A 23,202-nucleotide genomic window follows, 5' to 3' on the forward strand; every position below is an offset into this window, starting at 1 on the left:
TCAGCTCGGGAACTGGCCGCGCTTGACCTGCGGCTTCGGGAGGCGCATGATCCGCAGCTGCAGGGCGCGCATGGCGCCGTACCAGCGCAGGCCGCGCTCCACCTTCGTCGTGCCGAACTTGGCACCGATGCGGCGCTGGATGAGGAACCCGAGCACCACGCAGTCGATCACGGCGATGAGGAAGAAGCCCCACAGCGCGAACAGGCCGTACACCTGCATCGCGGGCCAGGGGAGGAACGTGAGGATGATGACGATCAGCATCACCGGGATGAGGAACTCGCCGATCGAGAAGCGCGCATCCACGTAGTCGCGGACGTAACGGCGCTGGGGACCGCGGTCGCGCGCGGTCAGATAGCGGTCATCGCCAGCGGCCATTCCGAGACGGGCCTTCTCGCGCGCCTCGGCCTGCTTGGCTCGTGCGTCGCGGGCCGCCTCCTTGCGGTCGGTCGGCACCAGGGGACGCTTGCGCGCCGCCTCCTGCTCGCGGCGCGTAGGCGTGGGAGCGCCCTTGCCCTGCTTCAGACGGGCAGCCGTCTCTTCCGGGGTCTCCGTCGCGGGCGTCTCCGCCTCGGCCGGGTTCTGTCGCTTTGCCAACTTCGTGCCTTCGATCGTGGGGTCCGTTTAAGATTACCCGTATGACAGACAGCCAGCAGACCCCTGTTCCCCTGACCTCCTCCGGAGCGGACGCCACCGCCGACGGCGCAGCGGAACAGAAGGTCCGCGCAGCGGTCGAGGCCGGGCTGCCGTCGGCGGTCGCCGAGCTCTCCCAGCTGGTGCGCATCCCCTCGGTGTCGTGGTCCGCTTTCGAGCCGGCGAACGTCCGTCGCAGCGCCGAGGCGGTCGCCGCCCTGCTGACGGAGACGGGCGTCTTCGAGTCGATGGAGATCAAGCAGGCGCCGATCGGCGACGGCGACACGCTCGGCCAGCCGGCCGTGCTGGCGACGCGCGCCGCCCGCAACGGTCGCCCGACCGTTCTCCTCTACGCGCACCACGACGTGCAGCCCGAGGGCGACGAGGCGAACTGGGACACTCCGCCGTTCGAGCCGACCGTGCGCGGCGACCGGCTCTACGGCCGGGGGGCGGCCGACGACAAGGCCGGCGTCATGACGCACGTCGCGAGCGTGCGCGCACTGCGTGAGACCTTCGGCGACGACCTCGAGGTCGGGCTCGCCGTGTTCATCGAGGGGGAGGAGGAGTTCGGCTCCCGCTCCTTCGCCAACTTCCTCGAGCAGAACCAGGAGGCGCTGGCAGCGGACGTGATCATCGTCGCCGACTCCGACAACGTCGACGTGAACACCCCCGCGCTCACCGTGTCGCTGCGCGGCAACGTGACGTTCCGGCTGACCGTCTCGACGCTCGAGCACGCCTCGCACTCGGGCATGTACGGCGGCGCGGCCCCGGACGCGATGCTCGCGCTGGTCAAGCTGCTCGCGACCCTGCACGACGACAACGGATCCGTGGCCGTCGAGGGCCTGACCTCCTACACCGATGCGGCCGAGCCGCCCGCCTTCACCGAGGAGCAGCTGGCCGAGGACGCCGCCTTCCTCGACGGCGTGACCAGCGTGGGCACGGGGCCCATCCTGTCCAGGATGTGGTCGCAGCCGACCATCACGGTCACCGGCATCGACGCACCGACAGTGGCGAACGCGTCCAACACCCTCCTGCCGAGCGTCGCCGTGCGCATCAGCTCGCGCGTGGCGCCCGGTCAGCCGGCGAAGGAGGCCTACGCGGCCCTCGAGGGGCACCTCCGCGCGCACGCGCCCTTCGGCGCGCACATCGAGATCGACGACGTCGACCTCGGCGACCCGTTCCTCGTCGACACCGCCGGATGGGCGGCGAGCGAGGCCAAGCGGGCGATGACCGACGCCTGGGGCAACGAGGCCGTCGAGACCGGCATCGGAGGGTCGATCCCCTTCATCGCCGACCTCGTGCGCGACTTCCCGCAGGCGCAGATCCTGGTCACAGGTGTCGAAGATCCCGACACCCGCGCCCACAGCCCGAACGAGTCGCTGCACCTCGGCGTGTTCAAGCGCGCGATCCTCACCGAGGCCCTGTTGCTGGCGCGACTGAACGGCCGCAGCGCGGACTGAGCGAATTCTCGTGTGAGAGACGTACAATCGATCCAGATTTCGATTCGAAGTCCGAACCATCCTTCGTAAGGAGACCCATGACCGACTCAACGCTGACCGCGACCAAGGCCCACGGCGTCGGCCTGACCGACACCGCGGCGTCGAAGGTCAGGAGCCTGCTCGAGCAGGAGGGCCGCGACGACCTGCGTCTGCGCGTCGCCGTCCAGCCCGGTGGATGCTCGGGCCTGATCTACCAGCTGTACTTCGACGAGCGCATGCTCGACGGAGACGCGACCGTCGACTTCGACGGGGTGGAGGTCATCGTCGACAAGATGAGCGTGCCGTATCTCGACGGTGCCAGCATCGACTTCGAGGACACGATCCAGAAGCAGGGCTTCACGATCGACAACCCGAACGCGACTGGTTCGTGCGCGTGTGGAGACTCCTTCCACTGACCCGTATAGCACAGGAATTCACTGGAGCCGCCCCCTCGTGGGGCGGCTCTTTTGTTCGGATCAGGGTGTCAGTCGGAGTAGGGTAGACAGAGCCACATACAGTTGCATGTGAACTGTCCCAGTAGTCACTCGAAAGGTCACCGGTGCGTCACAATCGCCGTCTCCGATGGGCTGCCATCCCGATCGCCGCGACGCTCGTCGTGGCGCTCGCGGGCTGCACTCAGGCCCAGCTGCACGGATTCCTCCCGGGCTTCGTCGAGGGCGAGCCGCCCGTCACGAACCACACCGAGCGCATCAGCGGGCTGTGGGTGACCAGCTGGATCGTCCTCCTCATCGTCGGCATCGTCGTGTGGGGACTGATCCTCTGGGCGGTCATCGTGTACCGCCGCCGCAAGGGCCAGACCGGCCTGCCGGTGCAGCTGCGCTACAACATGCCGATCGAGATCTTCTACACGATCGTGCCGCTCATCCTCGTGCTCGGATTCTTCGCCTTCACCGCGCGTGACCAGGCCGCGATCGAGAAGCCGTATGCCGACCCCGACGTCAAGATCCAGGTCTACGCGAAGCAGTGGGCGTGGGACTTCAACTACGTCAACGAGAACGTCTACGACCCGGGAATCCAGGTCCAGCCGGATGACAACAGCGCCACTCCGGGCTCGGTCCAGGAGGGCAAGGTCCCGGTCCTGTACCTGCCCGAGAACAAGAAGATCACCGTGCAGCTCGACTCGCGCGACGTGATCCACTCCTTCTGGGTGCCGGCGATGCTCTACAAGAAGGACGTCATCCCGGGCAAGACCAACTACCTCTACTTCGAGACGACGAGCCGCACCGGCACGTTCGTCGGCAAGTGCGCCGAGCTGTGCGGCGAGTACCACTCGGCGATGCTCTTCAACGTGAAGATCGTGTCGCAGTCGGAGTACGACGCGCACATCCAGCGCCTGAAGGACCAGGGATACGAGGGCCAGCTGGGTTCCGAGTACGACCGCAACCAGAACCTGCCGGGAACGGGTGCCCCTTCGGGCCCCCAGGGCGGCAACGAGTAGGACGCACTGATGACGACGACAGCACCGGCACCGGGGGCCACCACCGCTCCCAAGCCAACGCCTACGTTCCTCACCGCGAACGGTGTGCAGCGCAAGGGCAACATCCTCGTGAACTACATCACGTCGACGGATCACAAGACGATCGGGTACATGTACCTGATCTCGTCGTTCGTGTACTTCCTCGTCGGTGGCGTGATGGCGCTCATCATCCGCGCGCAGCTCTTCGAGCCGGGCCTGAACGTGGTGCAGACCAAGGAGCAGTACAACCAGCTCTTCACGATGCACGGCACGATCATGCTGCTCATGTTCGCGACGCCGCTCTTCGCGGGCTTCGCCAACGTGCTCATGCCGCTGCAGATCGGTGCGCCTGACGTCGCCTTCCCGCGACTGAACGCGCTGGCGTACTGGTTCTACTCCTTCGGCTCGCTGATCGCGGTCGCCGGCTTCCTCACCCCGCAGGGCGCGGCCTCGTTCGGATGGTTCGCGTATGCGCCACTCTCGAGTACGACCTTCTCACCAGGCATAGGCGGCAATCTCTGGGTGCTGGGCCTCGGGCTCTCCGGCTTCGGCACCATCCTCGGTGGCGTGAACTTCATCACGACGATCATCACGATGCGTGCCCCGGGCATGACCATGTTCCGCATGCCGATCTTCACCTGGAACACCCTGGTGACCTCGATCCTCGTACTGATGGCCTTCCCGGTCCTCGCCGCCGCGCTGTTCGCCCTCGCCGCCGACCGCGTCTTCGACGCGCACATCTACGACGCCGCGAACGGCGGAGCCCTGCTCTGGCAGCACTTGTTCTGGTTCTTCGGCCATCCCGAGGTGTACATCATCGCGCTGCCGTTCTTCGGCATCGTGTCGGAGATCTTCCCGGTGTTCAGCCGCAAGCCGATCTTCGGGTACAAGACGCTGATCTACGCGACGATCTCGATCGCGGCGCTGTCGGTCACGGTGTGGGCGCACCACATGTACGTCACCGGCTCGGTGCTGCTGCCGTGGTTCTCGCTGATGACGATGCTCATCGCGGTCCCCACCGGCGTGAAGATCTTCAACTGGATCGGAACGATGTGGCGCGGCTCGCTCACGTTCGAGTCGCCGATGCTGTGGTCGATCGGCTTCCTCATCACGTTCACGTTCGGTGGACTGACCGGCGTGATCCTGGCGTCCCCGCCGCTCGACTTCCACGTGTCCGACACGTACTTCGTCGTCGCCCACTTCCACTACGTGGTGTTCGGCACCGTCGTCTTCGCGATGTTCGCCGGCTTCTACTTCTGGTGGCCCAAGTGGACGGGCAAGATGCTCAACGACCGGCTGGGCAAGTGGCACTTCTGGCTGCTGTTCATCGGCTTCCACACGACGTTCCTCATCCAGCACTGGCTGGGAGTCGTGGGCATGCCGCGCCGCTACGCGACGTATCTGCCCTCCGACGGGTTCACGTGGATGAACCAGGTCTCGTCGATCGGCGCGGGCATCCTCGCCATCTCGATGATCCCGTTCTTCGTGAACGTGTACCTCACCGCGCGCAATGCACCCAAGGTCACCGTGAACGACCCGTGGGGCTACGGCCGTTCGCTCGAGTGGGCGACCAGCTGCCCGCCGCCGCGCCACAACTTCACGTCGATCCCGCGCATCCGGTCGGAGTCGCCCGCGTTCGACCTGAACCACCCCGAGGCCGGAATCCCGATCGGCGTGGGCCCGGCGAAGGACGCCCCCGATGCTCCCGTGCACGACGTCGCGAATGACGAGGTGAAGTAACCATGCGCGCCAATGCGATCCTGTTCTGGATTCTCGCGGTCTTCTTCGTCCTCTCGTCGATCGTCTACACGCTGTGGAACCTGCTCGACGAGTTCCACCGCAACGTGGAGTGGGTCGGCACCATCGGCATGCTCCTCGCGGCGATCCTGTCCGCGTTCATCGCCTTCTACGTCGGTCGTTCGCACGCCGCGCAGGGCGGCGAGCTGCCGGAGGACCGCCTCGACGCGAACATCGACGACGGCGACGCGGAGCTCGGGCACTTCAGCCCGTGGAGCTGGTGGCCGTTCGCCCTCGCGTTCGGTGCCGGTCTGGTGATCCTCGGCCTCGCGGTCGGCATCTGGATCTGCTTCATCGGCGTCGCCTTCAGCCTCGTCTGCATCGTCGGCTGGGTCTACGAGTACTACCGCGGCTACTTCGCCCGCTGACCCGCGCGTCACGTAAGGGCCGTCTCCTCCGGGAGGCGGCCCTTTCCGCGGTGCGGGCCGCCTGGTTGACGCAACACGCCGTCTGCGCTCCGCGGTGGACGGCGTGTTGCGTCAACCAGCTGCGCGGGCTGTGCGTGTGCGTCCGGTTACGGCGCAGAGACGGTGCCGCGAGCGGTCGGCAGGCGTTGGTCTGATCCATGGGACGCAACACGCCGTTATGCGCGAGCGATTGCGGCTTGTTGCGTCCCATGGATGCGTGGGTAGGCGTCCGTGGGACGGGGTGCCTTCCGCCAGGAGCGGCCGCCGGCCGCACGCCGGCCGACGTTCGCGACTGGGCGCATCCGTTCATCCATGGGACGTAACACGCCGTTGTGCGCGAGCGATTGCGGCGCGTTGCGTCCCATGGATGCGGCGGGGTGGCGTCAGTGGCGGGTGAGGCGGAGAACGTCGACGGAGACGCGCGTGGCCGGGGGCGACGCCGTGGTCGGCGCGGCCGGGTGCCGGGCCGATGGGCCCATGCCCGCGAGAGCGGCCGCGAGGTCGTCCGTGAGTGTCAGCTCGTAGGCGACCGGTTCGCGGCTGTGCAGGGCGTACAGCGGCTCTGAGGCGGTGATGACGTCCTCTGCCTTGTCGGAGGGGATGTCGAGCATCGTGCCTCCCGCACGCAGCGAGCCGAGGTGGTCGCCGCGGGGCACGACGACGACGAGCATGCCGCCCGGTCGCAGGATGCGGTGGAATTCGGGCAGGTTGCGTGGGGCGAAGACGTCGAGCACCGCGTCGGCCACCCCGGTGCGCACCGGAAGCGGGCGCCAGGTGTCCGCGACGAGCCCGTCGATCCGCTCCGACGACCGGACGGCCCGTGTCACCGCGCTCGGCGACAGGTCCATGGCGAGTCCCGAAGCGTCGGATGGGGCGAGCGCAGCGCGCAGGTAGTATCCGGTGCCGGCGCCCGCATCGACGATCCGCTCGCCCGTGATCGCAGAGGCCACGGCGGCCGCGATGGGGGAGTAGGCGCCCGACCCGAGCACGCGTTCGCGCGCATCGAGCATCTCCGCCGTGTCGCCCAGGTGCTTGGTGCCCCCGCCGAGCAGCGAGACGTATCCGCGCTTGTTGACGTCGTGCCGGTGACCGTTGGCGCAGGCGAGAGTCAGCGGAGCGAGCGGTTCGAGCTCGGCGCCGCACACCGGGCAGCGCAGCCAGGAGGCCAGCCGGGGGAGATCAAGGGTCATGCGGTGCAGGCCTCGTGAGGGGAGCGGACGGATGAGAGATGCGAAAAGCGCCGGTGCGAAACATCCGCACCGGCGCTTGTCGCACTAGCGAGTCTCAGTGGTGGTCGTGACCGGACTCGAGCTCGCCGCGCGTCGGCGGCATCAGACGGTCCTCGAAGAACCAGCGGGACAGGCCGGCACGTGCGCGGTTCGCGACCGTGATCTTGCCCCGGCGGTTCGGGCGCAGCATCAGCGGCTCGTAGGACTCGTACGACACCAGACGCCAGCGCTCGTAGTCGCTGAGCTGCTCGTGCACCTCGATGTACTCGCCGCCGGGCAGCTTGACGATGCGGCCGCTCTCGTACCCGTGCAGGGCGATCGAGCGGTCCTTCTTCTGCAGGGCCAGGCAGACGCGCTTCGTCACGACGTACGCGATCAGCGGGCCGATGAAGAGCAGCGCCTGGAGGGTGTGGATGACCCCCTCCATCGTCAGCTTGAAGTGCGTCGCGATGATGTCCGAGCTCGCAGCGGCCCAGAAGACCGCGTAGAACGTGACGCCGGCAGCCCCTACCGCGGTGCGGGTGGCAGCGTTGCGCGGACGGTCCAGGATGTGGTGCTCGCGCTTGTCGCCCGTGATCCACGCCTCGAGGAACGGGTAGGCCATGACCGTCACGATGAAGAGTCCGAGGATCGCCACCGGCACGATGATGTTGAACGACCAGGTGCGGTCGAGCCACACGAACTCCCAACCCGGCGGGACCAGACGCAGGGCGCCGTCCGCGAAGCCGATGTACCAGTCGGGCTGGGTACCGGCCGAAACTGGGGACGGGTCGTACGGGCCGTACAGCCAGATCGGGTTGATCGTGAAGAGGGATGCCATCAGTGCGACGACACCGAACACGATGAAGAAGAAGCCACCGGCCTTCGCGGCGTACACCGGGAGGACCGGGTAGCCGACGACGTTGCCCTGGGTGCGTCCCGGCGCCGCGTACTGCGTGTGCTTGTGGATGACCACGAACATGAGGTGCAGCGCGATGAAGGCGACGACCAGCGCGGGCAGCAGCAGGATGTGCAGCGTGTAAAGGCGACCCACGATCGCGGTGCCCGGGAACTCTCCGCCGAAGAGGAGGAACGAGATCCACGTGCCCACCACCGGCAGACCCTTGATGAGGCCGTCGATGATGCGGAGGCCGTTGCCCGAGAGCAGGTCGTCCGGCAGCGAGTAGCCGGTGAAACCCTCCGCCATCGCCAGGATGAACAGCACGAAGCCGATCACCCAGTTCAGCTCACGCGGCTTGCGGAACGCTCCCGTGAAGAAGATGCGGAGCATGTGCAGGCCGATCGAGGCCACGAACAGCAGAGCCGCCCAGTGGTGGATCTGACGCACGAGCAGGCCGCCGCGCACCTCGAACGAGATGTTGAGTGTGGACTGCATGGCGGACGACATCTCGATGCCCTTGAGGGGCACGTACGAGCCGTTGTAGACCACCTCCGCCATGGAGGCCTGGAAGAAGAACGTCAGGAAGGTGCCCGACAGCAGGATGACGATGAAGCTGTAGAGGGCGACCTCACCGAGCAGGAAGGACCAGTGGTCCGGGAAGATCTTGCGACCGAACTCCTTGACGGCTCCCGAGATGCTGGTGCGGTCTTCGAGGTAGTTGGCGGCCGCTGCCGTGAACCCACCCGTCGAAGCCGGTTTCTGTGCCGCAGGCCGTGCGGCGGTCGTGGTGCTCAATGGCGCTCCCAGAAGCTTGGGCCGACGGGCTCGTGGAAGTCGCTGCGGGCGACCAGGTAGCCATCGGCGTCAACGGTGATCGGCAGCTGCGGCAGGGGCCGCTTCGCCGGTCCGAAGATGACCTGCGCTTCGTGCGTGATGTCGAACTGCGACTGGTGGCACGGGCAGAGCAGGTGGTGCGTCTGCTGCTCGTAGAGTGCCACCGGGCACCCGACGTGCGTGCAGATCTTGGAGTAAGCGACGATGCCGTCGTAGTTCCAGTTCTCGCGGCCCTTGGAGACATGCAGGTCCTCGGGCTTGAGGCGCATGAGGAGCACGGCCGCCTTGGCCTTCTCCTCCAGTTTGTTCTCGGCCTCGTTGAGACCCTCGGGGATGACGTGGAACGCACTGCCGAGGGTGACGTCGGAGGCCTTGATCGGGGTACCGGTTGGGTCGCGGGTGAGGCGTACGCCCTTCGTCCACATCGTGTTGGCGAGCAGCTCCACCGGGTCGCCGTTCGCAGGCGCGAGGCCGCGGAACAGGACGACGGCGGGAAGCGGGAACGCGATCAGAGCGCCGATGAGGCTGTTGCGCACCAGGGTGCGGCGGCTGAAGCCGGACTCCTCGTCGGCCTGGCGGAAGATCTCCGCCGCCCGCTCGGTCGTCCCCTCGCTGCCGCGCACGGGGTGGCGGAGGTCGACGCCCTCCTTCTCGTGCATGAGCGCCTTGCCCCAGTGGACCGCGCCGATGCCGATGGCGAGGAGCGCGAGGGCGCTGCCGATTCCGATGAACAGGTTGTTCAGGCGGACCGAACCCGGGTCGCCGTCCACGATCGGGAAGGCGAGGTAGGCGGCGACCGCCCAGACCGAGCCCGCGATCGACAGGTAGAACAGCGTGTAGACGACGCGCTCGGCGCGACGTTCCTTCCTCGGGTCGAGGTCGGTGACGCGCGGGCGGTGCGGCGGGAACCCGGGGTTTTCGACGGCGTCGCGGATGACCACCGCTGTGCCGGCGTCTCCGACGCGGTGCTCCTCAGTCGAACGCGCGGGCGTCAGCTCGTGACCGCCGTTGTCGTCCAGTGCCATTGCTCTCCTTCTTACGTTTTATTCGTGCCTGAGTGCGGATCCGGATTAATTGGATTTAGCCGTGATCCACACGGTCAGGGCGACGATGGCGCCCAGACCGAAGATCCAGAGGAAGAGACCCTCGGCCACCGGGCCGAGCGAGCCGAGCTCGAAGCCGCCCGGGGAGGGGTTGTTCTGGATGTACTTCAGGTACGTGATGATGTCCGCTTTGCCCTGCGGGTTGATGTTGAGGTCGTTGAAGACGGGCATGTTCTGCGGACCGGTCACCATGGCCTCGTAGATGTGCTGGGCGCTGACGCCGGTGAGCGGCGGCGCGTACTTGCCCTCGGTGAGCGCACCACCTGCGCCTGCGACGTTGTGGCACATCGCGCAGTTGATGCGGAACAGCTCGGCGCCGTGGGCGGCGTTGCCCTTGCCGTCGAGGTACTTCTGCTCGGGGATGGACGGGCCCGGGGCGAGGGACGCGACGTAGTCGGCCAGCGCCTTCACCTGCTCGTCCGTGAACTGGACCGGCTTCTCCTGCGCCTGCGGACCCTGCATCTGCATGGGCATGCGGCCGGTGCCGACCTGGAAGTCGACGGCTGCCGCGCCGACGCCGATGAGGCTCGGAGCGACGGAGCTGCCCTGGGCGTCGAGACCGTGGCAGGTGGCGCAGTTGGCCTGGAAGAGCTTCTTGCCCTCGTCGACCGAGCTCTGGCTGGCTGCGGCGACCTGGGGCTCCGCGGACGCGGTGGTGGTGGTGAACGCGGCGTAGGCGCCGCCGGTCAGTCCCAAGCCGATGGCGAGGAGCGCGACGGTGGCCAGCGGGTGGCGACGGCCGGCCTTGCGGGAGGCCGTTGCCTTCTGTGCCGGCTTGGCCGTGCTGCGGTTTTTCGGACGCATGGGGTGAAGAACGCTCCTGTTTCCTATCGGATGATGTAGATGACCGCGAACAGCCCGATCCACACGACGTCGACGAAGTGCCAGTAGTACGAGACGACGATCGCGCTGGTCGCCTCCTTGTGGCCGAAGATCTTGACCGCGAACGCGCGGCCGATGACGAGGAGGAAGGCGATGAGACCGCCGGTCACGTGGAGGGCGTGGAAACCGGTGGTCAGGTAGAACGCGGAGCCATAGGCGTTGGAGCTGAGGGAGATGCCCTCGGAGACGAGCGTCGCGTACTCGAGCACCTGGCCGGAGACGAAGATCGCGCCCATGAGGTAGGTGAGGGTGAACCACTCGACCATTCCCCAGCGCCAGAACTGGGCGACACCGCCCGAGCGGCGCGGCTGCATGCGCTCCGCGGCGAAGACGCCGAACTGGCACGTGACCGAGCTGAGGACCAGCACCAGGGTGTTCGTCGCCGCGTACGGGATGTTGAGGTGCTGCGTCTCTGCGGCCCACAGATCGGGCGACGTCGACTTGAGGGTGAAGTAGATCGCGAACAGGCCTGCGAAGAACATCACCTCCGAGCCGAGCCAGACGATCGTGCCGACGGCCACGACATTGGGCCGGTTGATCGCCGGCGCACTCGCAGAGGGAGAAAGGGAGGTGCTCGTCACGTAACCCATTATGGCTGAAAAGGAGCCATGGTTTTCCCACTCATGGGGCTTGAATCGGCCCGATTTCCGATTAGTACGGCCTCATCGGGGGCGGAGGGGCCGCTATCGCCGTGGCGTGTCGCCCGCCGATAGGATCGCTTCATGGTCCACACGCAGTCCTGGTCGTCCATTCTGACGGCTCTCCTCGCCGGCGAGCACCTGAGTGTGGCCGACGCGGCATGGGCTATGGACCAGGTCATGACGGGCGATGCGACCGATGCGCAGCTGGCCGCCTTCCTCATCGCGTTGCGCGCCAAAGGCGAGACGGTCGACGAGATCGTGGGCTTCCGCGACGCCATCCTCGACCACGCGGTGCCGCTCCCGGTGGATCCGATGGCGCTCGACATCGTCGGCACCGGCGGCGACCGGTTCGGCACCGTCAACGTGTCCACGACCGCCTCCATCGTGGCGGCAGCGGCCGGCGTCCCCGTGATCAAGCACGGCAACCGGGCGGCCAGTTCGTCGTCGGGTTCGTCGGATGTGCTCGCCGCGCTGGGCATCGACCTCACGCTCTCGGCGGAGCGGGTCGCCGAGGTGCTGAAGGTCGCGGGCATCACGTTCGCCTTCGCGAGCGCGTTCCACCCCGGCTTCGCCAATGCGGGCCCGGTGCGCGCGCAGCTCGGCGTCCCCACCGTCTTCAACTACCTCGGACCGCTCTGCAACCCGGCGCGCCCAGAGGCATCAGCGGTCGGCGTCGCGACGCTCGACCGCATCCCGCTCATCGTCGGCGTGTTCCAGACCCGCGGTGCGACCGCGCTGGTCTTCCGCGGCGACGACGGGCTCGACGAGCTGTCGACCACCGGTCACAGCCACGTCTGGGAGGTCTCCCGGGGCCTCGTCACCGAGCACGACATCGACCCGCGCGATCTCGGGATCCCCCGGGCGCGGATCGACGACCTGCTCGGTAAGGACGCCGCGTACAACGCGGCGGTCGTGCGTGCCGTGCTCGCGGGTGAAGAAGGCCCCGTGCGCGACATCGTCCTGCTCAACGCGGCAGCCGGGCTCGTGTCCTACGAGCTCGCGTCCGACCCGTCGAGGGTCCAGGTGTCCATCCTGGATCGTTTCCGTTCGCAAATGGCGGTCGCTGCCCAGGCGATCGACTCCGGGGCCGCGGCCGCGAAGCTCGACCAGTGGGTGACAGCGACGCACTGACCGCAGTGGAACTCCACTGCACGTGGAAGGAAGGGTTTCGATGAAGAAGCTCATCAACGACGTACCCGACGTCGTGACCGAGTCCCTCGCGGGGTTCGGCCGGGCTCATGCGGACATCGTCCGCGTCTCCCTGGATCCGATGTTCGTCGCGCGAGCGGACGGGCCTGTGAGTGGCAAGGTCGGACTGGTCAGCGGCGGTGGCAGCGGCCACGAGCCCCTGCACGCCGGCTTCGTCGGCGCGGGCATGCTCGACGCGGCCGTACCCGGCGAGGTCTTCACCTCGCCGACACCGATGCCGATCGTGGAGGCCACCAAGGCCGCAGACGGCGGTGCCGGCGTCCTCCACATCGTCAAGAACTACACCGGCGACGTGCTCAACTTCGAGACGGCCGCCGATCTGGTCGGCGCGGAGGGAATTTCGGTGCGCTCCGTCGTGATCAACGACGACGTTGCCGTGCAGGACTCCCTGTACACGGCCGGCCGCCGCGGCGTCGCCGGGACCGTGCTGGTCGAGAAGATCGCGGGCGCTGCGGCGGACCGCGGCGACGACCTGGACGGCGTTACGGCCGTCGCGGAGCGGGTCAACGCGAACGTCCGCTCGATCGGCCTCGCCCTGACCGACGGGACCGTGCCTCATGCGGGCCAGCCAGGCTTCGTGCTGCCGGAGGACGAGATCGAGTTCGGCGTGGGCATCCACGGCGAGCCGGGGCGCGAGCGCATCAAGCTGGAGCCGGCAGACCGCCTGGTCGACCGGATGATGGACGCCATCCTCGCCGACCTGTCGTTCGAAGGGTCGCCGGTGCTGCTGTTCGTCAACGGGATGGGCGGCACGCCACTGTCCGAGCTGTACATCCTGTTCCGGCGCGCGGCCGAGATCCTCGACGAGCGCGGCATCACGCTCAGCCGGTCGCTGGTCGGGAACTACGTCACCTCGCTGGAGATGCAGGGCGCTTCCATCACGGTGCTGAAGCTGGACGACGAGTTCACGCAGCTCTGGGACGCGCCCGTTCACACCGCGGCCCTGCGCTGGGGCCTGTAACGACCGCAACCGCAACAGACACGAGGAGGAGGCGTCGATGACGCTGGACACGAACTGGATCCGGGGCTGGATCTCCGCGAGCGCGGAGTCGATCGGGGAGCACAAGAACGAGCTGAACACGCTGGATCGGGAGATCGGCGACGGCGACCACGGCGAGAACATGGACCGCGGAATGCGGGCCGCCGTCGTGGCGCTCGACAAGCTCCCGGACGACGCGACGCCGAATGCTGCGCTCCGCTCGGTCGCGATGACCCTGATCTCGACCGTCGGCGGGGCATCCGGCCCGCTCTACGGGACCGCCTTCCTGAAGGCCGCGGAACCCGTGGGCGACGCCGACGCGATCGACGAGCAGACGCTCGTCGCCGTGCTCGCGGCCGCACGCGACGGGATCGTGTCCCGCGGCAAGGCGGAGTCCGGCGACAAGACGATGATCGACGCCTGGACGCCCGCGGTCGATGCGGCGCGTGCGGCCCAGGAGTCCGGGGCCTCGGCCTCGGGCATCCTGGCCGCCGCCGCGGAGGCCGCCGAGAAGGGCGCAGAGGCGACGGAGCCGCTGGTCGCACGCAAGGGCCGGGCGAGCTACCTCGGCGAGCGGTCGGCCGGGCACCGCGATCCCGGCGCCCAGTCCACCGCCCTGCTGCTGCGCGCGGCAGCCGGAGTGGCGGAATGAGTGGGAAGGTCGGCATCCTCTTCGTCTCGCACAGTCCTCGGATCGCTGCCGGGATGGTGGACCTCGCCGGTCAGATGGCCGGCTCGGTCCACCTCGTGGCCGCGGGCGGCACGGACGACGAGGGGATCGGGACCAGCTTCACGAAGGTGATGTCCGGGATCGCCGAGGCCGACGGCGGCGAAGGGGTCGTGGTCGTCAGCGATCTCGGCTCCGCGCTGCTGACGGCCGAGACCGCTCTCGACATGGTGGACGACGAGCAGCGCGCGCGTGTGCGCGTGGTCGACGTCCCCTTCGTCGAGGGCGGCGTCGCCGCAGCCGTGGCCGCTGAGTCGGGCGGCTCTCTCGACGAGGTCGCTGCGGCCGCGCGAGGGGCGGTCGATGCCTGGGCCGGAGCGAGCGAAGCGGCCGGAACCGCCGCTCCCGACGGCGCTCCCGAGGCCGCCACCGCCGCGGCCACGGGCGGCCCCTATGAGCGCGAGGTCGTGGTCCGCAATCCGGAAGGGCTGCATGCCCGGCCCGCGGCGGAGTTCGTCAAGCTGGCGAACACGTTCCCCGTGAAGGTGACCGTGAACGGCAAGGACGCGAAGAGCCTGCTGGGCATCATGTCGCTGGGGCTGACCGCCGGGGCGACCGCGCGGATCGCGTCGGACGACCCCGACGGGCGCCCGGCGGTGGACGCGCTGGCCGACCTGGTCGACACCGGCTTCGGCGAGGTCTGAGGCGAGGTCACCCCCTGCGGCGGCCTGAAAGCGGCAGCTCCATCTCCCGCTCGTTCGCCGTGCGATCGAGCGGGTAAGGCTGGGTGCGTCCTGTGAAGGTGAAGCCCCGGCGGAGGTACGACCGGATGGCGGGCTCGTTGTCCTCGTGCACCTCCAGCAGCAGGCGCTCGCCGCGTCCCTGTGCCCAGTCGATGACCGCGTCGAGGAGCGCATCCGTCACCCCGAGTGCGCGGCCACGCCAAGCCGGTGTCACATAGACGCCCACCAGGTACGGATCGTGGGACGTGGCCGAGTGGAAGCCGCCCATGCTCCCAAGCCAGCGTCCATCCTCCGCGACCGCGGCGAACAGCCGGCTCGTACGCGCGGTGTTGGCGGCGCGCTGCTGCCAGTGCTCGTCGGGGTGCCGTCGGGCCTGCTCCAGCGTCTCCAGGAACGCGATCGGAGCGTCCTCGAGCATCTCGAACCGCAGCGCGCGGTACGCCTGCCAGTCGTCTTCGGTGCTCGCCCGGACGACCCAGCCGCCCACCGTCAGTCCCGGTCGGCGAGCAGCGTCTCCGCCGTGGCCAGCAGGATCGCCGTGCAGAGGCCGTCGAGCGCCGTCGTCAGCTCGCCCAGGGGCGGGAACGTCGGGGCGATGCGGATGTTTGCATCGCGCGGGTCGTCACCGTACGGGAAGGTCGCACCCGCGGGGGTGACGGCGATCCCCGCCTCCTTGGCGAGCTGGACCGCCCGCTTGGCGGCTCCGTCGGCGATGTCGAGGCTCACGAAGTAGCCGCCGGCGGGGAGCGCCCAGGAGCCCGCACCCCACGGCGCGAGCCGATCACGGAACGCGGCGTCGACGGCGGCGAACTTCGGTTCCAGGATGGCGCGGTGCTTCTCCATGTGGGCCGCGAGGCCGTCGGCGTTCTTCAGCAGCTCGGCGTGGCGGAGCTGGTTGATCTTGTCCGGGCCGATGCTCTGGGCCGAGAGGTGGTGCAGCATCCACTCGACGTTGGCGGGGGAGGCGCCGAAGAAGGAGACCCCCGAACCCGGGTAAGTGACCTTCGAGGTGGAGGCGAAGACGAGCGGGCGATCCGGGTTGCCGGCCTCCGCGGCGAGGGCGAGCACGTCGATCGGCTCGGGGCGTTCGTCGGTGAGGTGGTGGACAGCGTAGGCGTTGTCCCAGATCAGCCGGAAGTCCGGCGCGGCAGGCAGCGAGACGAGCGCGCGCACGACCTCCTCCGAGTAGATCGCGCCGGTGGGGTTCGAGTACACCGGCACGCAGAACATCCCGCGGATGCTGTCGTCGGTCTCCAGCAGGGAGGCGACCGCGTCGATGTCCGGACCGTTCTCATCCATCGGAACCGGGATCAGGCGGATGCCGAGACGCTCGACGATGGTGAAGTGCCGGTCGTAGCCGGGCACCGGCGCGAGGAACGAGACCGACTGGCTGCCCCAGGGCAGCTCGCCGCCGGGGACGCCGTGCAGCAGCGCGAACGTGATGGTGTCGTGCATGAGGGTCAGGCTCGAGTTGCCGAGCGCCAGCAGCTGGTCGACCGGCACGCGGAGGGCGTCCGCGAAGATCGAGCGCAGCTCCGGCAGACCCGTTGCGCCGCCGTAGTTGCGGAGGTCGGTTCCCGCGGCGTCGCGGAAGCGGCCGTCCGGAAGGTGCAGGAGGTCGTTCGACAGGTCGAGCTGCTCGGCGGAGGGCTTGCCGCGGGTCAGATCGAGCTTCAGGCCGGCGCCCTTCAGCTCGTCGTAAGCGCGCGCGAACGCGGAGTGCGCCTCGCGCAGAGCGGCGGTGTCGAGGTCGGCCAGGGGTGCGGGCGAAACGGTTGCAGACGTCACGACATCGATCGTACCGGCGTGCTGGGCGGGGCGCTCGGCCGACGTGTGCGAACATCCGGAGTGTGACGAACGACCTGAAGCGCCGCCGTGGGCGCACCCGCACCAAGATGACGACGGCTCTCCTCACCGGGCTGGTCGTCGGTGTCATCGTCGGCCTGCTCAACGCCTGGCACTACGCGATCATCGCGGGATGGGCCGCGGCGTGCCTCGTCTACGTCGTCTGGGTGTGGACGACGGTGTGGAAGCTGGACGCCAAGTCGACCAAGGATCACGCGACGCTCGAGGATCCGGGACGCCGCACGGCCGATCTGATCCTCATCCTCGCCGCCGCGGCCAGCGTCCTGGCGGTGGTCTACATCTTGGTCGACGCGAGGCACCTGAGCGGAGGCAAGCAGCTGGGGGTCGCCCTGCTCGCGGTCGTCTCGGTCGCGCTCTCCTGGACGCTCGTCCACACGCTCTACGCACTCCGCTACGCCCGCATGTACTACCGCTCGGGTGGCGGGATCGACTTCAACCAGAAGGAGCCGCCGCAGTACAGCGACTTCGCCTATCTGTCGTTCACGCTCGGGATGACCTTCCAGGTGTCGGACACCGACATCTCCAGCTCGTACATCCGCCGGTCGATCCTGCACCATGTGCTGCTGTCGTACCTGTTCGGGACGGTCATCGTCGCGGCGACCGTGAACCTGGTGGCCGGGCTCGGCGGGTAAGGAGCGGAGGAGGGGCGAGGCGGTCAGCGGATGTAGGTGACGAAGCGGTAGCGCAGGCCGTTGGAGGCGGTCAGCCAGTCGCCCGCGTCCTGCGTCCATCCCGTGCCCGGTTCGGGAGCCTGCGTGTCGCCGTCGACGTCCAGGTCGATCTCGGTGACCTCCAGGCGGTCGGCCGACGCGAGCGTCTGGGCGTAGAGCTCGGCGCCCCCGATCACCCAGACCGTGGCTGCGTCGCCCGCGACTGCCAGGGCGTCCTCGACCGAGTGCACGATCGTGGCGCCCGGCGCATCCCGCCCCCGCTGGCGGGTGACGACCACGTTCGTGCGGCCGGGGAGGGGTCGGTAGCGCTCGGGGAGCGAGTCCCACGTGCGTCGTCCCATGATCACCGGGTCGGACCCCGTGAGGGCGCGGAAGTGCTGGAGGTCCTCCGTGAGGTGCCAGGGCATGACGCCGCCCGCGCCGATGATCCGGTCGCGCGCCTGCGCCCAGATGAGGGCGATCGTCATACGGCGACGGCGGCGCGGATGGCCGGGTGGTGCTGGTAGTCCTCGACCACGAAGTCCTCGAACCGGTAGTCGAAGAGGGAGTCCGGCGTGCGGGCGAAGCGGAGCGTGGGCGCCGGGAACGGATCGCGGGTGAGCTGCTCGGTGACCTGCGCCACGTGGTTGTCGTAGATGTGGACGTCACCGCCGGTCCAGACGAACTCGCCCGGTTCGAGTCCCACCTGCTGGGCGACCATCAGCGTCAGCAGGGCGTAGCTCGCGATGTTGAACGGAACGCCGAGGAACATGTCCGCGCTGCGCTGGTACAGCTGGCACGAGAGCTTGCCGTCGGCGACGTAGAACTGGAAGAACGCGTGGCAGGGCGCGAGCGCCATGTCCGGGATCTCCGCGACGTTCCACGCGGACACGATGATGCGACGGGAGTCCGGGTCGGTCCGCAGGGTGTCGATCACCTGCTGGATCTGGTCGATGTGGCGGCCGTCGGGGGTCGGCCACGAGCGCCACTGGACGCCGTAGACGGGGCCGAGCTCGCCATCCTGATCGGCCCACTCGTCCCAGATCGTCACGCCGTTGTCGCGCAGCCAGCCGACGTTGCTCTCGCCGCGGAGGAACCACAGCAACTCGTAGGCGATCGACTTGAAGTGGACGCGCTTCGTCGTGATGAGGGGGAAGCCGTCGGCCAGGTCGAACCGCAGCTGACGGCCGAAGACGCTGCGCGTTCCGGTGCCGGTGCGGTCGGATTTGTGCGTGCCGTTCGCCAGCACGTCGCGCAGGAGGTCCTCGTACGGGGTCGCAATCTGGCTCACGTTCCGATGGTACTTCGCCGGGCCGGTCACCTCTCTCCCCGGGGGCGCGGCGCGTCGTAGTCTGGCGTCATGGACGGAGCAGCGCGCGGTGACGACCGGCACAGCGACGACCGGCACAGCGACGACGAGCTCGCCAGTGCCCTGGAGGAGGAGGTCGCGCGCATCACCTCCGCCATCCCGATCGTGCGCAGCCCTACGGATGCCCGCTCGGATGCCGCTGACGCTCCGGATGCCGCTGATGCTCCGGACGACGCCGAGGATGCATGGGTGGGGCCGCCTACGGAACGGATCCGGTTCGACGATCTGCCGGTGCGCAGGGAGCCGACCGGACCCGAGCCCACGTTCAGCCCGTGGGTGGCGACGTCGGCCGATCCCGACCCGGTGAAGCCGCCCACCTTCCAGACCGTCGCACGCGCCGAGCCGCTCGACTTCGTCCCTCGGGAGCTGGCCCCGCGCGACTCGGAGCCTGTGCCGCTCGTCATCTCGACGCTCGCGCCTTCCGAGCGCGAGCGCTCGCCGGAGCCCGCTGCCGAAGCCGTGGCGGACCCCGTCGCCGTGTCGCCGCCCCCGGAGGATCAGGTGGATGCGGCGGGGGCGGTCGATGCGGACGTCGCCGCCCCGCGCACCGACGAGGCCGCAATAGTGCTCGGAGGACGGCACCTCCGTCCCAGCATCTTCTCGCCGGAGACCGCCGATCTGGAGCCGACCCCCGTCGAACGGCGGGTGGGGCGCGCCTCGCGGATGTTCTGGCTCTGGTTCGCCGGCACTTCGTCCCTCATCAGCGTCGGCGTCGGCGCGACGCTCTTCGTGCTGGGACTCAGCCTGCGGCAGCTTCTTGTCGCGACGCTGGTCGGGGTGGCGCTCTCCTTCCTCCCGCTCGGCGTCGGAACGCTGGCCGGCAAGTGGAGCGGCCAGCCGACGCTGGTCGTGTCCCGGGCCTCGTTCGGGCTGCGGGGCAACGTCGTCCCGACCGTGCTGGCGCTCGTCGTCAAGCTGTTCTGGGGAGCCGTGCTGCTCTGGCTCGCCGGATCGGCGGCGGGCTCGCTGACCGGCTCGGAGAAGTGGCCGGGAAACCCCGTCACCGCGACCTCCGTGGCACTCGTCGCCACGATCGCCGTCGCGTCTGCGATCGCGTACGTCGGATACGCACTGGTGGCCCGCATCCAACTCGTCCTGACGATCGCCTCGGCGGTGCTGATCGGACTCATGGTGACCGCGACGTGGCGACATGTGGATATGGACCGCGCCCTTGCCGCGCCCGACGCCCTCTGGACGCACGTCGTCACCGGTGCCGTCCTGGTCTTCAGTTACGTCGGCCTCGCGTGGGCGATGACGAGTGCCGAAGTGGCGCGCTACCAGCGGGTCACCTCCTCCGGCGGCGCCGCGATGCTGTGGGCGACCTTCGGTGCGGGTGTTCCGCCGTTCGTGCTCGTGTCGTACGGCGGTCTGCTCGCCGCATCCAACCCTCCGCTCGCCGCGGACCTCGCCAGCGATCCCGTCGCTGCGCTCGTGGCCCTCGGGCTTCCCGGCTGGTACCCCGTGCCGTTGCTGCTGGCGGTGGGACTGTCCCTGATCTCAGCGCTCGTGCTGACCCTCTACTCCACGGGATTCACCATCGACGCGCTCGGCGTGCGGCTCGGCCGCCGCTGGAGCACGCTCATCGCGGGCGTGGCGGTCGCGATCGTGGGCGGAGTGCTCGCCGCGACCGTCACGGACCTGTCGTCGGTCATCCGCGGCGTGCCGACGATGCTGTCGGTGCCGGTCGCCGCCTGGGTCGGTGTGTTCTCGGGCGAGATGATGCTGCGGACGCGGCGGTTCCATCAGCGCTCCCTCCTGACGCGGGGCGGCGCCTACCCGGACTGGCGCTGGACCAACCTGGGGCTGCTCGTGGCGGCCGTCGCCGTGGGGTGGGGCACCATCAGCTCGCCGCTGCCGTGGCTGGAGTGGGAGGGGTACCTCTTCCGCGCGGTCGGCATCGATCCGCACGCCGGAATCGGCACGAGCAACATCGGCGTCGTGATCGCGCTCGCCATCGGGCTGGTCGGAGCGCTCGTGTCGGCTGCGCCCTCGATACGGAGGCAGGAGCAGTCGGCCTGACGAGGGTGGGCACGGCGCTGCCGTCGATCGACAGTGCTGCCGTCCATCCACAGGGCGGCGGTCCATCCACAGGATCGATTGCGCCCGGCCTCCGCGCTGCGCCATCCCGTAGGCTGATCGACGTGCCGAACACCCTCGCCTCCGTCCGCGACACCATCGAGCAGCTCTGGCCGCTCGTGGGTGCCGAGAGCTGGGACGCGTCCGGCCTCGTCGCCGGCGATCCGCAGGCCGAGGTCGAGCGCATCCTGCTCGCCGTCGACGCGGTGGCCGCCACGGTCGACGAAGCCGTGGAGCGTGGCGTCGACCTCCTGATCGCGCATCACCCCTTGCTGCTGCGCGGCGTGACGAGCGTTGCGGAGGACCGCTACAAGGGTGCGCTGCTCGCGCGGCTGATCCGCGGTGGCGCCGGGCTGTACGCGGCGCACACGACAGCCGACGTCGTCGCCGACGGCACCAGCGATGTCCTGGCCGCGCGCCTCGGACTGCGCGACACCCGCCCGATCGCGCCGGCATCGGACGGCGTCACCGGCATCGGCCGGGTCGGTGACCTGCCTCGCCCCACCACCCTCGGTGCCCTCGCGCGCGCCGTCGCCGAACTCCTTCCCGCCACCGCGGGCGGGGTCCGGGCGGCCGGCGACTACACCCAGCCGGTGACACGCGTCGCGGTCTGCGGCGGCGCGGGCGACTCCCTGCTCGCGACCGAGGCCGTTCGCGCCGCTGACGTCTACATCACCGCCGATCTGCGGCACCATCCCGCATCGGAGGCGCGCGAGCAAGCGTTCCTCGGCGGCGGTCCCGCCCTTCTCGACGTCTCCCACTGGGCCAGCGAATGGCTGTGGCTCGACACCGCCGCCGATCAGCTGCGCGCCGCCCTCCCGGGCACCGAGGTGATGGTGAGCGAACTGCGCACCGACCCCTGGGATTTCGCCATCCTCCAATGACCACCCGCCACGAAGGAAGCACCACATCGTGAAAGCACGTCCCGCCGACCAGAAGGAACTCCTGCGATTGCAGGCCGCCGACACCCGCCTGGCGCAGCTCGCCCACGCCCTCAAGAACCTTCCGCAGGCGGCCGAGCTCGCGAAGCTGCAGCCGGAGGTCGACGCGCTCCGGGCGCGCTGGATCGCTGCGACGGGCGAACTCGAGGACGCACGGACCGAGTTGAAGCGCGTCGAGTCCGACGTGCAGGTCGTCGAAGCGCGCGCGAAGCGCGACACCGACCGGGTGCAGCAGAGCTCCTCCATGAAGGACGTGCAGGCGCTCGAGGCCGAACTCGCGTCGCTCGCCAAGCGCAAGGACGACCTGGAGGAGATCGAGCTGACGGTCATGGAGCGCGTCGAGGGTCTCGAGCAGGTGCTCGCGACCGTCGAGTCCGAGCGCGCCGAACTCGCGACCCGGGTCGAGGCGCTGGAGGCGCAGCGCGCCGAGGAAGGCGGCACGATCGAGGCGCAGCGCAGGGCGGCGGCCGCCGACCGTGCAGCGATCGCGGAGGCCCTCCCGGCCGACCTCATCGAGTTGTACGAGCGGCAGCGCGCGCGCTACGGACTGGGCGCTGCCGCTCTCGTGCGCGGCGTCTCCCTGGGCTCCAACGTGAAGCTGACCGAGTCGGATCTGTCCGAGATCCGCCGGGCCGCCGACGACGACGTGGTGCTCTGCCCCGACAGCGGCGCCATCCTGATCCGTGGAGAAGACTCCGGCCTCTGAGCCGGGCCGAAACGGCCTGCGCTAGTGTGGAGGCCGGAATGGGTCGGCAAGACGGTCGCGTCGGTCCGCGAGAGCGGACTGCCGAGGAACGTCCGGGCTCCGCAGAGCAGGGCGGTGGGTAACACCCACCCGGGGCAACCCGCGAGAAAGTGCAACAGAAAGCAGACCGCCACGGGCTTCGGCCCGCGGTAAGGGTGAAACGGTGGTGTAAGAGACCACCAGCGGCCGGGGTGACCCGGCCGGCTGGGTAAACCTCGCCCGGAGCAAGGTCGCACAGGGGACCATGAGGCTGCTCGTCTCGTCCCCGGGTAGACCGCTAGAGGGCGGCGGTAACGCCGTCCCGAGATAGATGGCCGTCCGCGGTGCTTGGCACCGCGACAGAACCCGGCGTATCAGCCGGCCCATTCCCTTCGCGACACTCGCTGTGCCGTCGAGTCGCGTCGCCCGCCGCAGAGCCGGAAACGCGATGCCGCACATCCGCGTTGGTCTCCTATGCATGCATTAAAGCGTTGTATTTCACAGGGCTAGAGGTTAGTGTTTCCTTGCGGATATCCCGCACGAAAGGAATGACCAATGGAACTGAGCATCGAGACACCCCGCGATGAAAAGGTCGACTTCGCAGTCCTGTACGGCAGCAA

General features: G+C 68.9%; 23 protein-coding genes and 1 other RNA gene. 14 read left to right on the plus strand and 10 right to left on the minus strand.

Annotated features, from left to right (window positions below; translation table 11 throughout):
- Complete coding sequence (locus tag P3F85_RS05705) at positions 1-594, minus strand: DUF3043 domain-containing protein (protein WP_374010282.1); 594 nt, start codon at positions 592-594, stop codon at positions 1-3.
- A 41-nt stretch (positions 595-635) separates the two neighbouring features.
- Here P3F85_RS05705 and P3F85_RS05710 point away from each other — a divergent pair, with 41 nt between their 5' ends.
- The 5 genes from P3F85_RS05710 to P3F85_RS05730 all read left to right on the plus strand — a co-directional run bounded on the left by P3F85_RS05710 (position 636) and on the right by P3F85_RS05730 (position 5,750).
- Entirely contained in the window at positions 636-2,090 is a 1,455-nt protein-coding gene (locus P3F85_RS05710; RefSeq protein ID WP_374010283.1) for a dipeptidase, read from the plus strand.
- A gap of 77 nt (positions 2,091-2,167) precedes the next feature.
- Entirely contained in the window at positions 2,168-2,524 is a 357-nt protein-coding gene (gene erpA, locus P3F85_RS05715; RefSeq protein WP_374010284.1) for an iron-sulfur cluster insertion protein ErpA, read from the plus strand.
- 143 nt (positions 2,525-2,667) lie between these two features.
- Positions 2,668-3,567: a cytochrome c oxidase subunit II gene (gene coxB / locus P3F85_RS05720; protein ID WP_374010285.1), complete on the plus strand. Its 900-nt coding sequence runs from the start codon at positions 2,668-2,670 to the stop codon at positions 3,565-3,567.
- Between the two features lie 9 nt (positions 3,568-3,576).
- Positions 3,577-5,325 carry a cytochrome c oxidase subunit I gene (gene ctaD / locus P3F85_RS05725; protein ID WP_374010286.1) on the plus strand — a complete coding sequence of 583 codons (1,749 nt, stop codon included), beginning with the start codon at positions 3,577-3,579 and terminating at the stop codon, positions 5,323-5,325.
- Between the two features lie 2 nt (positions 5,326-5,327).
- Entirely contained in the window at positions 5,328-5,750 is a 423-nt protein-coding gene (locus P3F85_RS05730; protein WP_374010287.1) for a cytochrome c oxidase subunit 4, read from the plus strand.
- 422 nt (positions 5,751-6,172) lie between these two features.
- Here the strand turns inward: P3F85_RS05730 and P3F85_RS05735 are convergent, their stop codons facing one another.
- The 5 genes from P3F85_RS05735 to P3F85_RS05755 form a co-directional block, all read right to left on the minus strand.
- Positions 6,173-6,979 carry a putative RNA methyltransferase gene (locus P3F85_RS05735; protein WP_374010288.1) on the minus strand — a complete coding sequence of 269 codons (807 nt, stop codon included), beginning with the start codon at positions 6,977-6,979 and terminating at the stop codon, positions 6,173-6,175.
- Positions 6,980-7,073: 94 nt separating this feature from the next.
- Entirely contained in the window at positions 7,074-8,693 is a 1,620-nt protein-coding gene (locus P3F85_RS05740) for a cytochrome bc complex cytochrome b subunit (RefSeq protein WP_374010289.1), read from the minus strand.
- Complete coding sequence (locus tag P3F85_RS05745) at positions 8,690-9,757, minus strand: Rieske 2Fe-2S domain-containing protein (protein ID WP_374010290.1); 1,068 nt, start codon at positions 9,755-9,757, stop codon at positions 8,690-8,692. Before P3F85_RS05745 ends, P3F85_RS05740 begins: the two co-directional genes overlap by 4 nt.
- 45 nt (positions 9,758-9,802) lie before the next feature.
- A complete protein-coding gene (locus tag P3F85_RS05750; protein ID WP_374010291.1) occupies positions 9,803-10,639 on the minus strand; it encodes a c-type cytochrome in 837 nt (278 codons plus the stop codon).
- 23 nt (positions 10,640-10,662) lie between these two features.
- Positions 10,663-11,307: a heme-copper oxidase subunit III gene (locus tag P3F85_RS05755; protein WP_374010292.1), complete on the minus strand. Its 645-nt coding sequence runs from the start codon at positions 11,305-11,307 to the stop codon at positions 10,663-10,665.
- Between the two features lie 132 nt (positions 11,308-11,439).
- Here P3F85_RS05755 and trpD point away from each other — a divergent pair, with 132 nt between their 5' ends.
- Genes trpD through dhaM form a run of 4 tightly spaced genes read left to right on the plus strand, consistent with a single transcriptional unit; the run spans position 11,440 to position 14,917 of the window.
- Positions 11,440-12,489, plus strand: a complete 1,050-nt coding sequence (gene trpD, locus P3F85_RS05760; RefSeq protein ID WP_374010293.1) for an anthranilate phosphoribosyltransferase — start codon at positions 11,440-11,442, stop codon at positions 12,487-12,489.
- Between the two features lie 40 nt (positions 12,490-12,529).
- A complete protein-coding gene (gene dhaK / locus P3F85_RS05765) occupies positions 12,530-13,528 on the plus strand; it encodes a dihydroxyacetone kinase subunit DhaK (protein WP_374010294.1) in 999 nt (332 codons plus the stop codon).
- Between the two features lie 37 nt (positions 13,529-13,565).
- Positions 13,566-14,198 (plus strand): dihydroxyacetone kinase subunit DhaL, encoded by a 633-nt coding sequence (gene dhaL / locus P3F85_RS05770; protein ID WP_374010295.1) that lies wholly within the window; start codon positions 13,566-13,568, stop codon positions 14,196-14,198.
- Positions 14,195-14,917: a dihydroxyacetone kinase phosphoryl donor subunit DhaM gene (gene dhaM, locus P3F85_RS05775; RefSeq protein ID WP_374010296.1), complete on the plus strand. Its 723-nt coding sequence runs from the start codon at positions 14,195-14,197 to the stop codon at positions 14,915-14,917. Before dhaL ends, dhaM begins: the two co-directional genes overlap by 4 nt.
- A gap of 7 nt (positions 14,918-14,924) precedes the next feature.
- Here dhaM and P3F85_RS05780 read toward each other — a convergent pair whose 3' ends face one another.
- Together P3F85_RS05780 and P3F85_RS05785 are read right to left on the minus strand one after the other, a co-directional pair.
- Positions 14,925-15,443: a GNAT family N-acetyltransferase gene (locus tag P3F85_RS05780; RefSeq protein WP_374010297.1), complete on the minus strand. Its 519-nt coding sequence runs from the start codon at positions 15,441-15,443 to the stop codon at positions 14,925-14,927.
- Between the two features lie 2 nt (positions 15,444-15,445).
- A complete protein-coding gene (locus P3F85_RS05785; RefSeq protein WP_374011004.1) occupies positions 15,446-16,753 on the minus strand; it encodes an aminotransferase class I/II-fold pyridoxal phosphate-dependent enzyme in 1,308 nt (435 codons plus the stop codon).
- Between the two features lie 53 nt (positions 16,754-16,806).
- On the opposite strand from P3F85_RS05785, the gene P3F85_RS05790 reads away from it, so the two are divergent.
- Positions 16,807-17,454 (plus strand): DUF1345 domain-containing protein, encoded by a 648-nt coding sequence (locus P3F85_RS05790; RefSeq protein WP_374010298.1) that lies wholly within the window; start codon positions 16,807-16,809, stop codon positions 17,452-17,454.
- A gap of 23 nt (positions 17,455-17,477) precedes the next feature.
- On the opposite strand, the gene P3F85_RS05795 is transcribed toward P3F85_RS05790, so the two are convergent.
- Positions 17,478-17,960 carry a dihydrofolate reductase gene (locus P3F85_RS05795; protein ID WP_374010299.1) on the minus strand — a complete coding sequence of 161 codons (483 nt, stop codon included), beginning with the start codon at positions 17,958-17,960 and terminating at the stop codon, positions 17,478-17,480.
- Complete coding sequence (locus tag P3F85_RS05800) at positions 17,957-18,763, minus strand: thymidylate synthase (RefSeq protein WP_374010300.1); 807 nt, start codon at positions 18,761-18,763, stop codon at positions 17,957-17,959. Before P3F85_RS05800 ends, P3F85_RS05795 begins: the two co-directional genes overlap by 4 nt.
- A gap of 69 nt (positions 18,764-18,832) precedes the next feature.
- Between P3F85_RS05800 and P3F85_RS05805 the strand changes: the two genes are divergently transcribed.
- The 4 genes from P3F85_RS05805 to rnpB all read left to right on the plus strand — a co-directional run bounded on the left by P3F85_RS05805 (position 18,833) and on the right by rnpB (position 22,972).
- Positions 18,833-20,860, plus strand: coding sequence for a cytosine permease (locus P3F85_RS05805; RefSeq protein ID WP_374010301.1), 2,028 nt, complete (start codon positions 18,833-18,835; stop codon positions 20,858-20,860).
- A gap of 122 nt (positions 20,861-20,982) precedes the next feature.
- Positions 20,983-21,801 (plus strand): Nif3-like dinuclear metal center hexameric protein, encoded by an 819-nt coding sequence (locus P3F85_RS05810; protein ID WP_374010302.1) that lies wholly within the window; start codon positions 20,983-20,985, stop codon positions 21,799-21,801.
- A 28-nt stretch (positions 21,802-21,829) separates the two neighbouring features.
- The gene (locus tag P3F85_RS05815) at positions 21,830-22,564 is read left to right on the plus strand and encodes a zinc ribbon domain-containing protein (RefSeq protein WP_374010303.1); all 735 of its coding nucleotides are present in this window, start codon (positions 21,830-21,832) and stop codon (positions 22,562-22,564) included.
- A gap of 39 nt (positions 22,565-22,603) precedes the next feature.
- Positions 22,604-22,972, plus strand: an RNA gene (rnpB, locus tag P3F85_RS05820) — RNase P RNA component class A.
- The last annotated feature ends 230 nt before the right edge of the window (positions 22,973-23,202 follow it).

It is taken from the genome of Leifsonia sp. T36S-04, from assembly GCF_042465655.1.
Taxonomy (GTDB): Bacteria; Actinomycetota; Actinomycetes; order Actinomycetales; family Microbacteriaceae; genus Leifsonia.

Bases quoted from the DNA above. Each gene is read 5' to 3' on its own strand.
- dhaK (WP_374010294.1), top strand. From the start codon at position 12,530: ATGAAGAAGCTCATCAACGACGTACCCGACGTCGTGACCGAGTCCCTC.
- P3F85_RS05755 (WP_374010292.1), bottom strand. From the start codon at position 11,307: ATGGGTTACGTGACGAGCACCTCCCTTTCTCCCTCTGCGAGTGCGCCG.
- P3F85_RS05795 (WP_374010299.1), bottom strand. From the start codon at position 17,960: ATGACGATCGCCCTCATCTGGGCGCAGGCGCGCGACCGGATCATCGGC.
- trpD (WP_374010293.1), top strand. From the start codon at position 11,440: ATGGTCCACACGCAGTCCTGGTCGTCCATTCTGACGGCTCTCCTCGCC.
- P3F85_RS05735 (WP_374010288.1), bottom strand. From the start codon at position 6,979: ATGACCCTTGATCTCCCCCGGCTGGCCTCCTGGCTGCGCTGCCCGGTG.
- erpA (WP_374010284.1), top strand. From the start codon at position 2,168: ATGACCGACTCAACGCTGACCGCGACCAAGGCCCACGGCGTCGGCCTG.
- P3F85_RS05805 (WP_374010301.1), top strand. From the start codon at position 18,833: ATGGACGGAGCAGCGCGCGGTGACGACCGGCACAGCGACGACCGGCAC.
- P3F85_RS05750 (WP_374010291.1), bottom strand. From the start codon at position 10,639: ATGCGTCCGAAAAACCGCAGCACGGCCAAGCCGGCACAGAAGGCAACG.
- dhaM (WP_374010296.1), top strand. From the start codon at position 14,195: ATGAGTGGGAAGGTCGGCATCCTCTTCGTCTCGCACAGTCCTCGGATC.
- dhaL (WP_374010295.1), top strand. From the start codon at position 13,566: ATGACGCTGGACACGAACTGGATCCGGGGCTGGATCTCCGCGAGCGCG.
- P3F85_RS05730 (WP_374010287.1), top strand. From the start codon at position 5,328: ATGCGCGCCAATGCGATCCTGTTCTGGATTCTCGCGGTCTTCTTCGTC.
- P3F85_RS05710 (WP_374010283.1), top strand. From the start codon at position 636: ATGACAGACAGCCAGCAGACCCCTGTTCCCCTGACCTCCTCCGGAGCG.
- P3F85_RS05745 (WP_374010290.1), bottom strand. From the start codon at position 9,757: ATGGCACTGGACGACAACGGCGGTCACGAGCTGACGCCCGCGCGTTCG.
- ctaD (WP_374010286.1), top strand. From the start codon at position 3,577: ATGACGACGACAGCACCGGCACCGGGGGCCACCACCGCTCCCAAGCCA.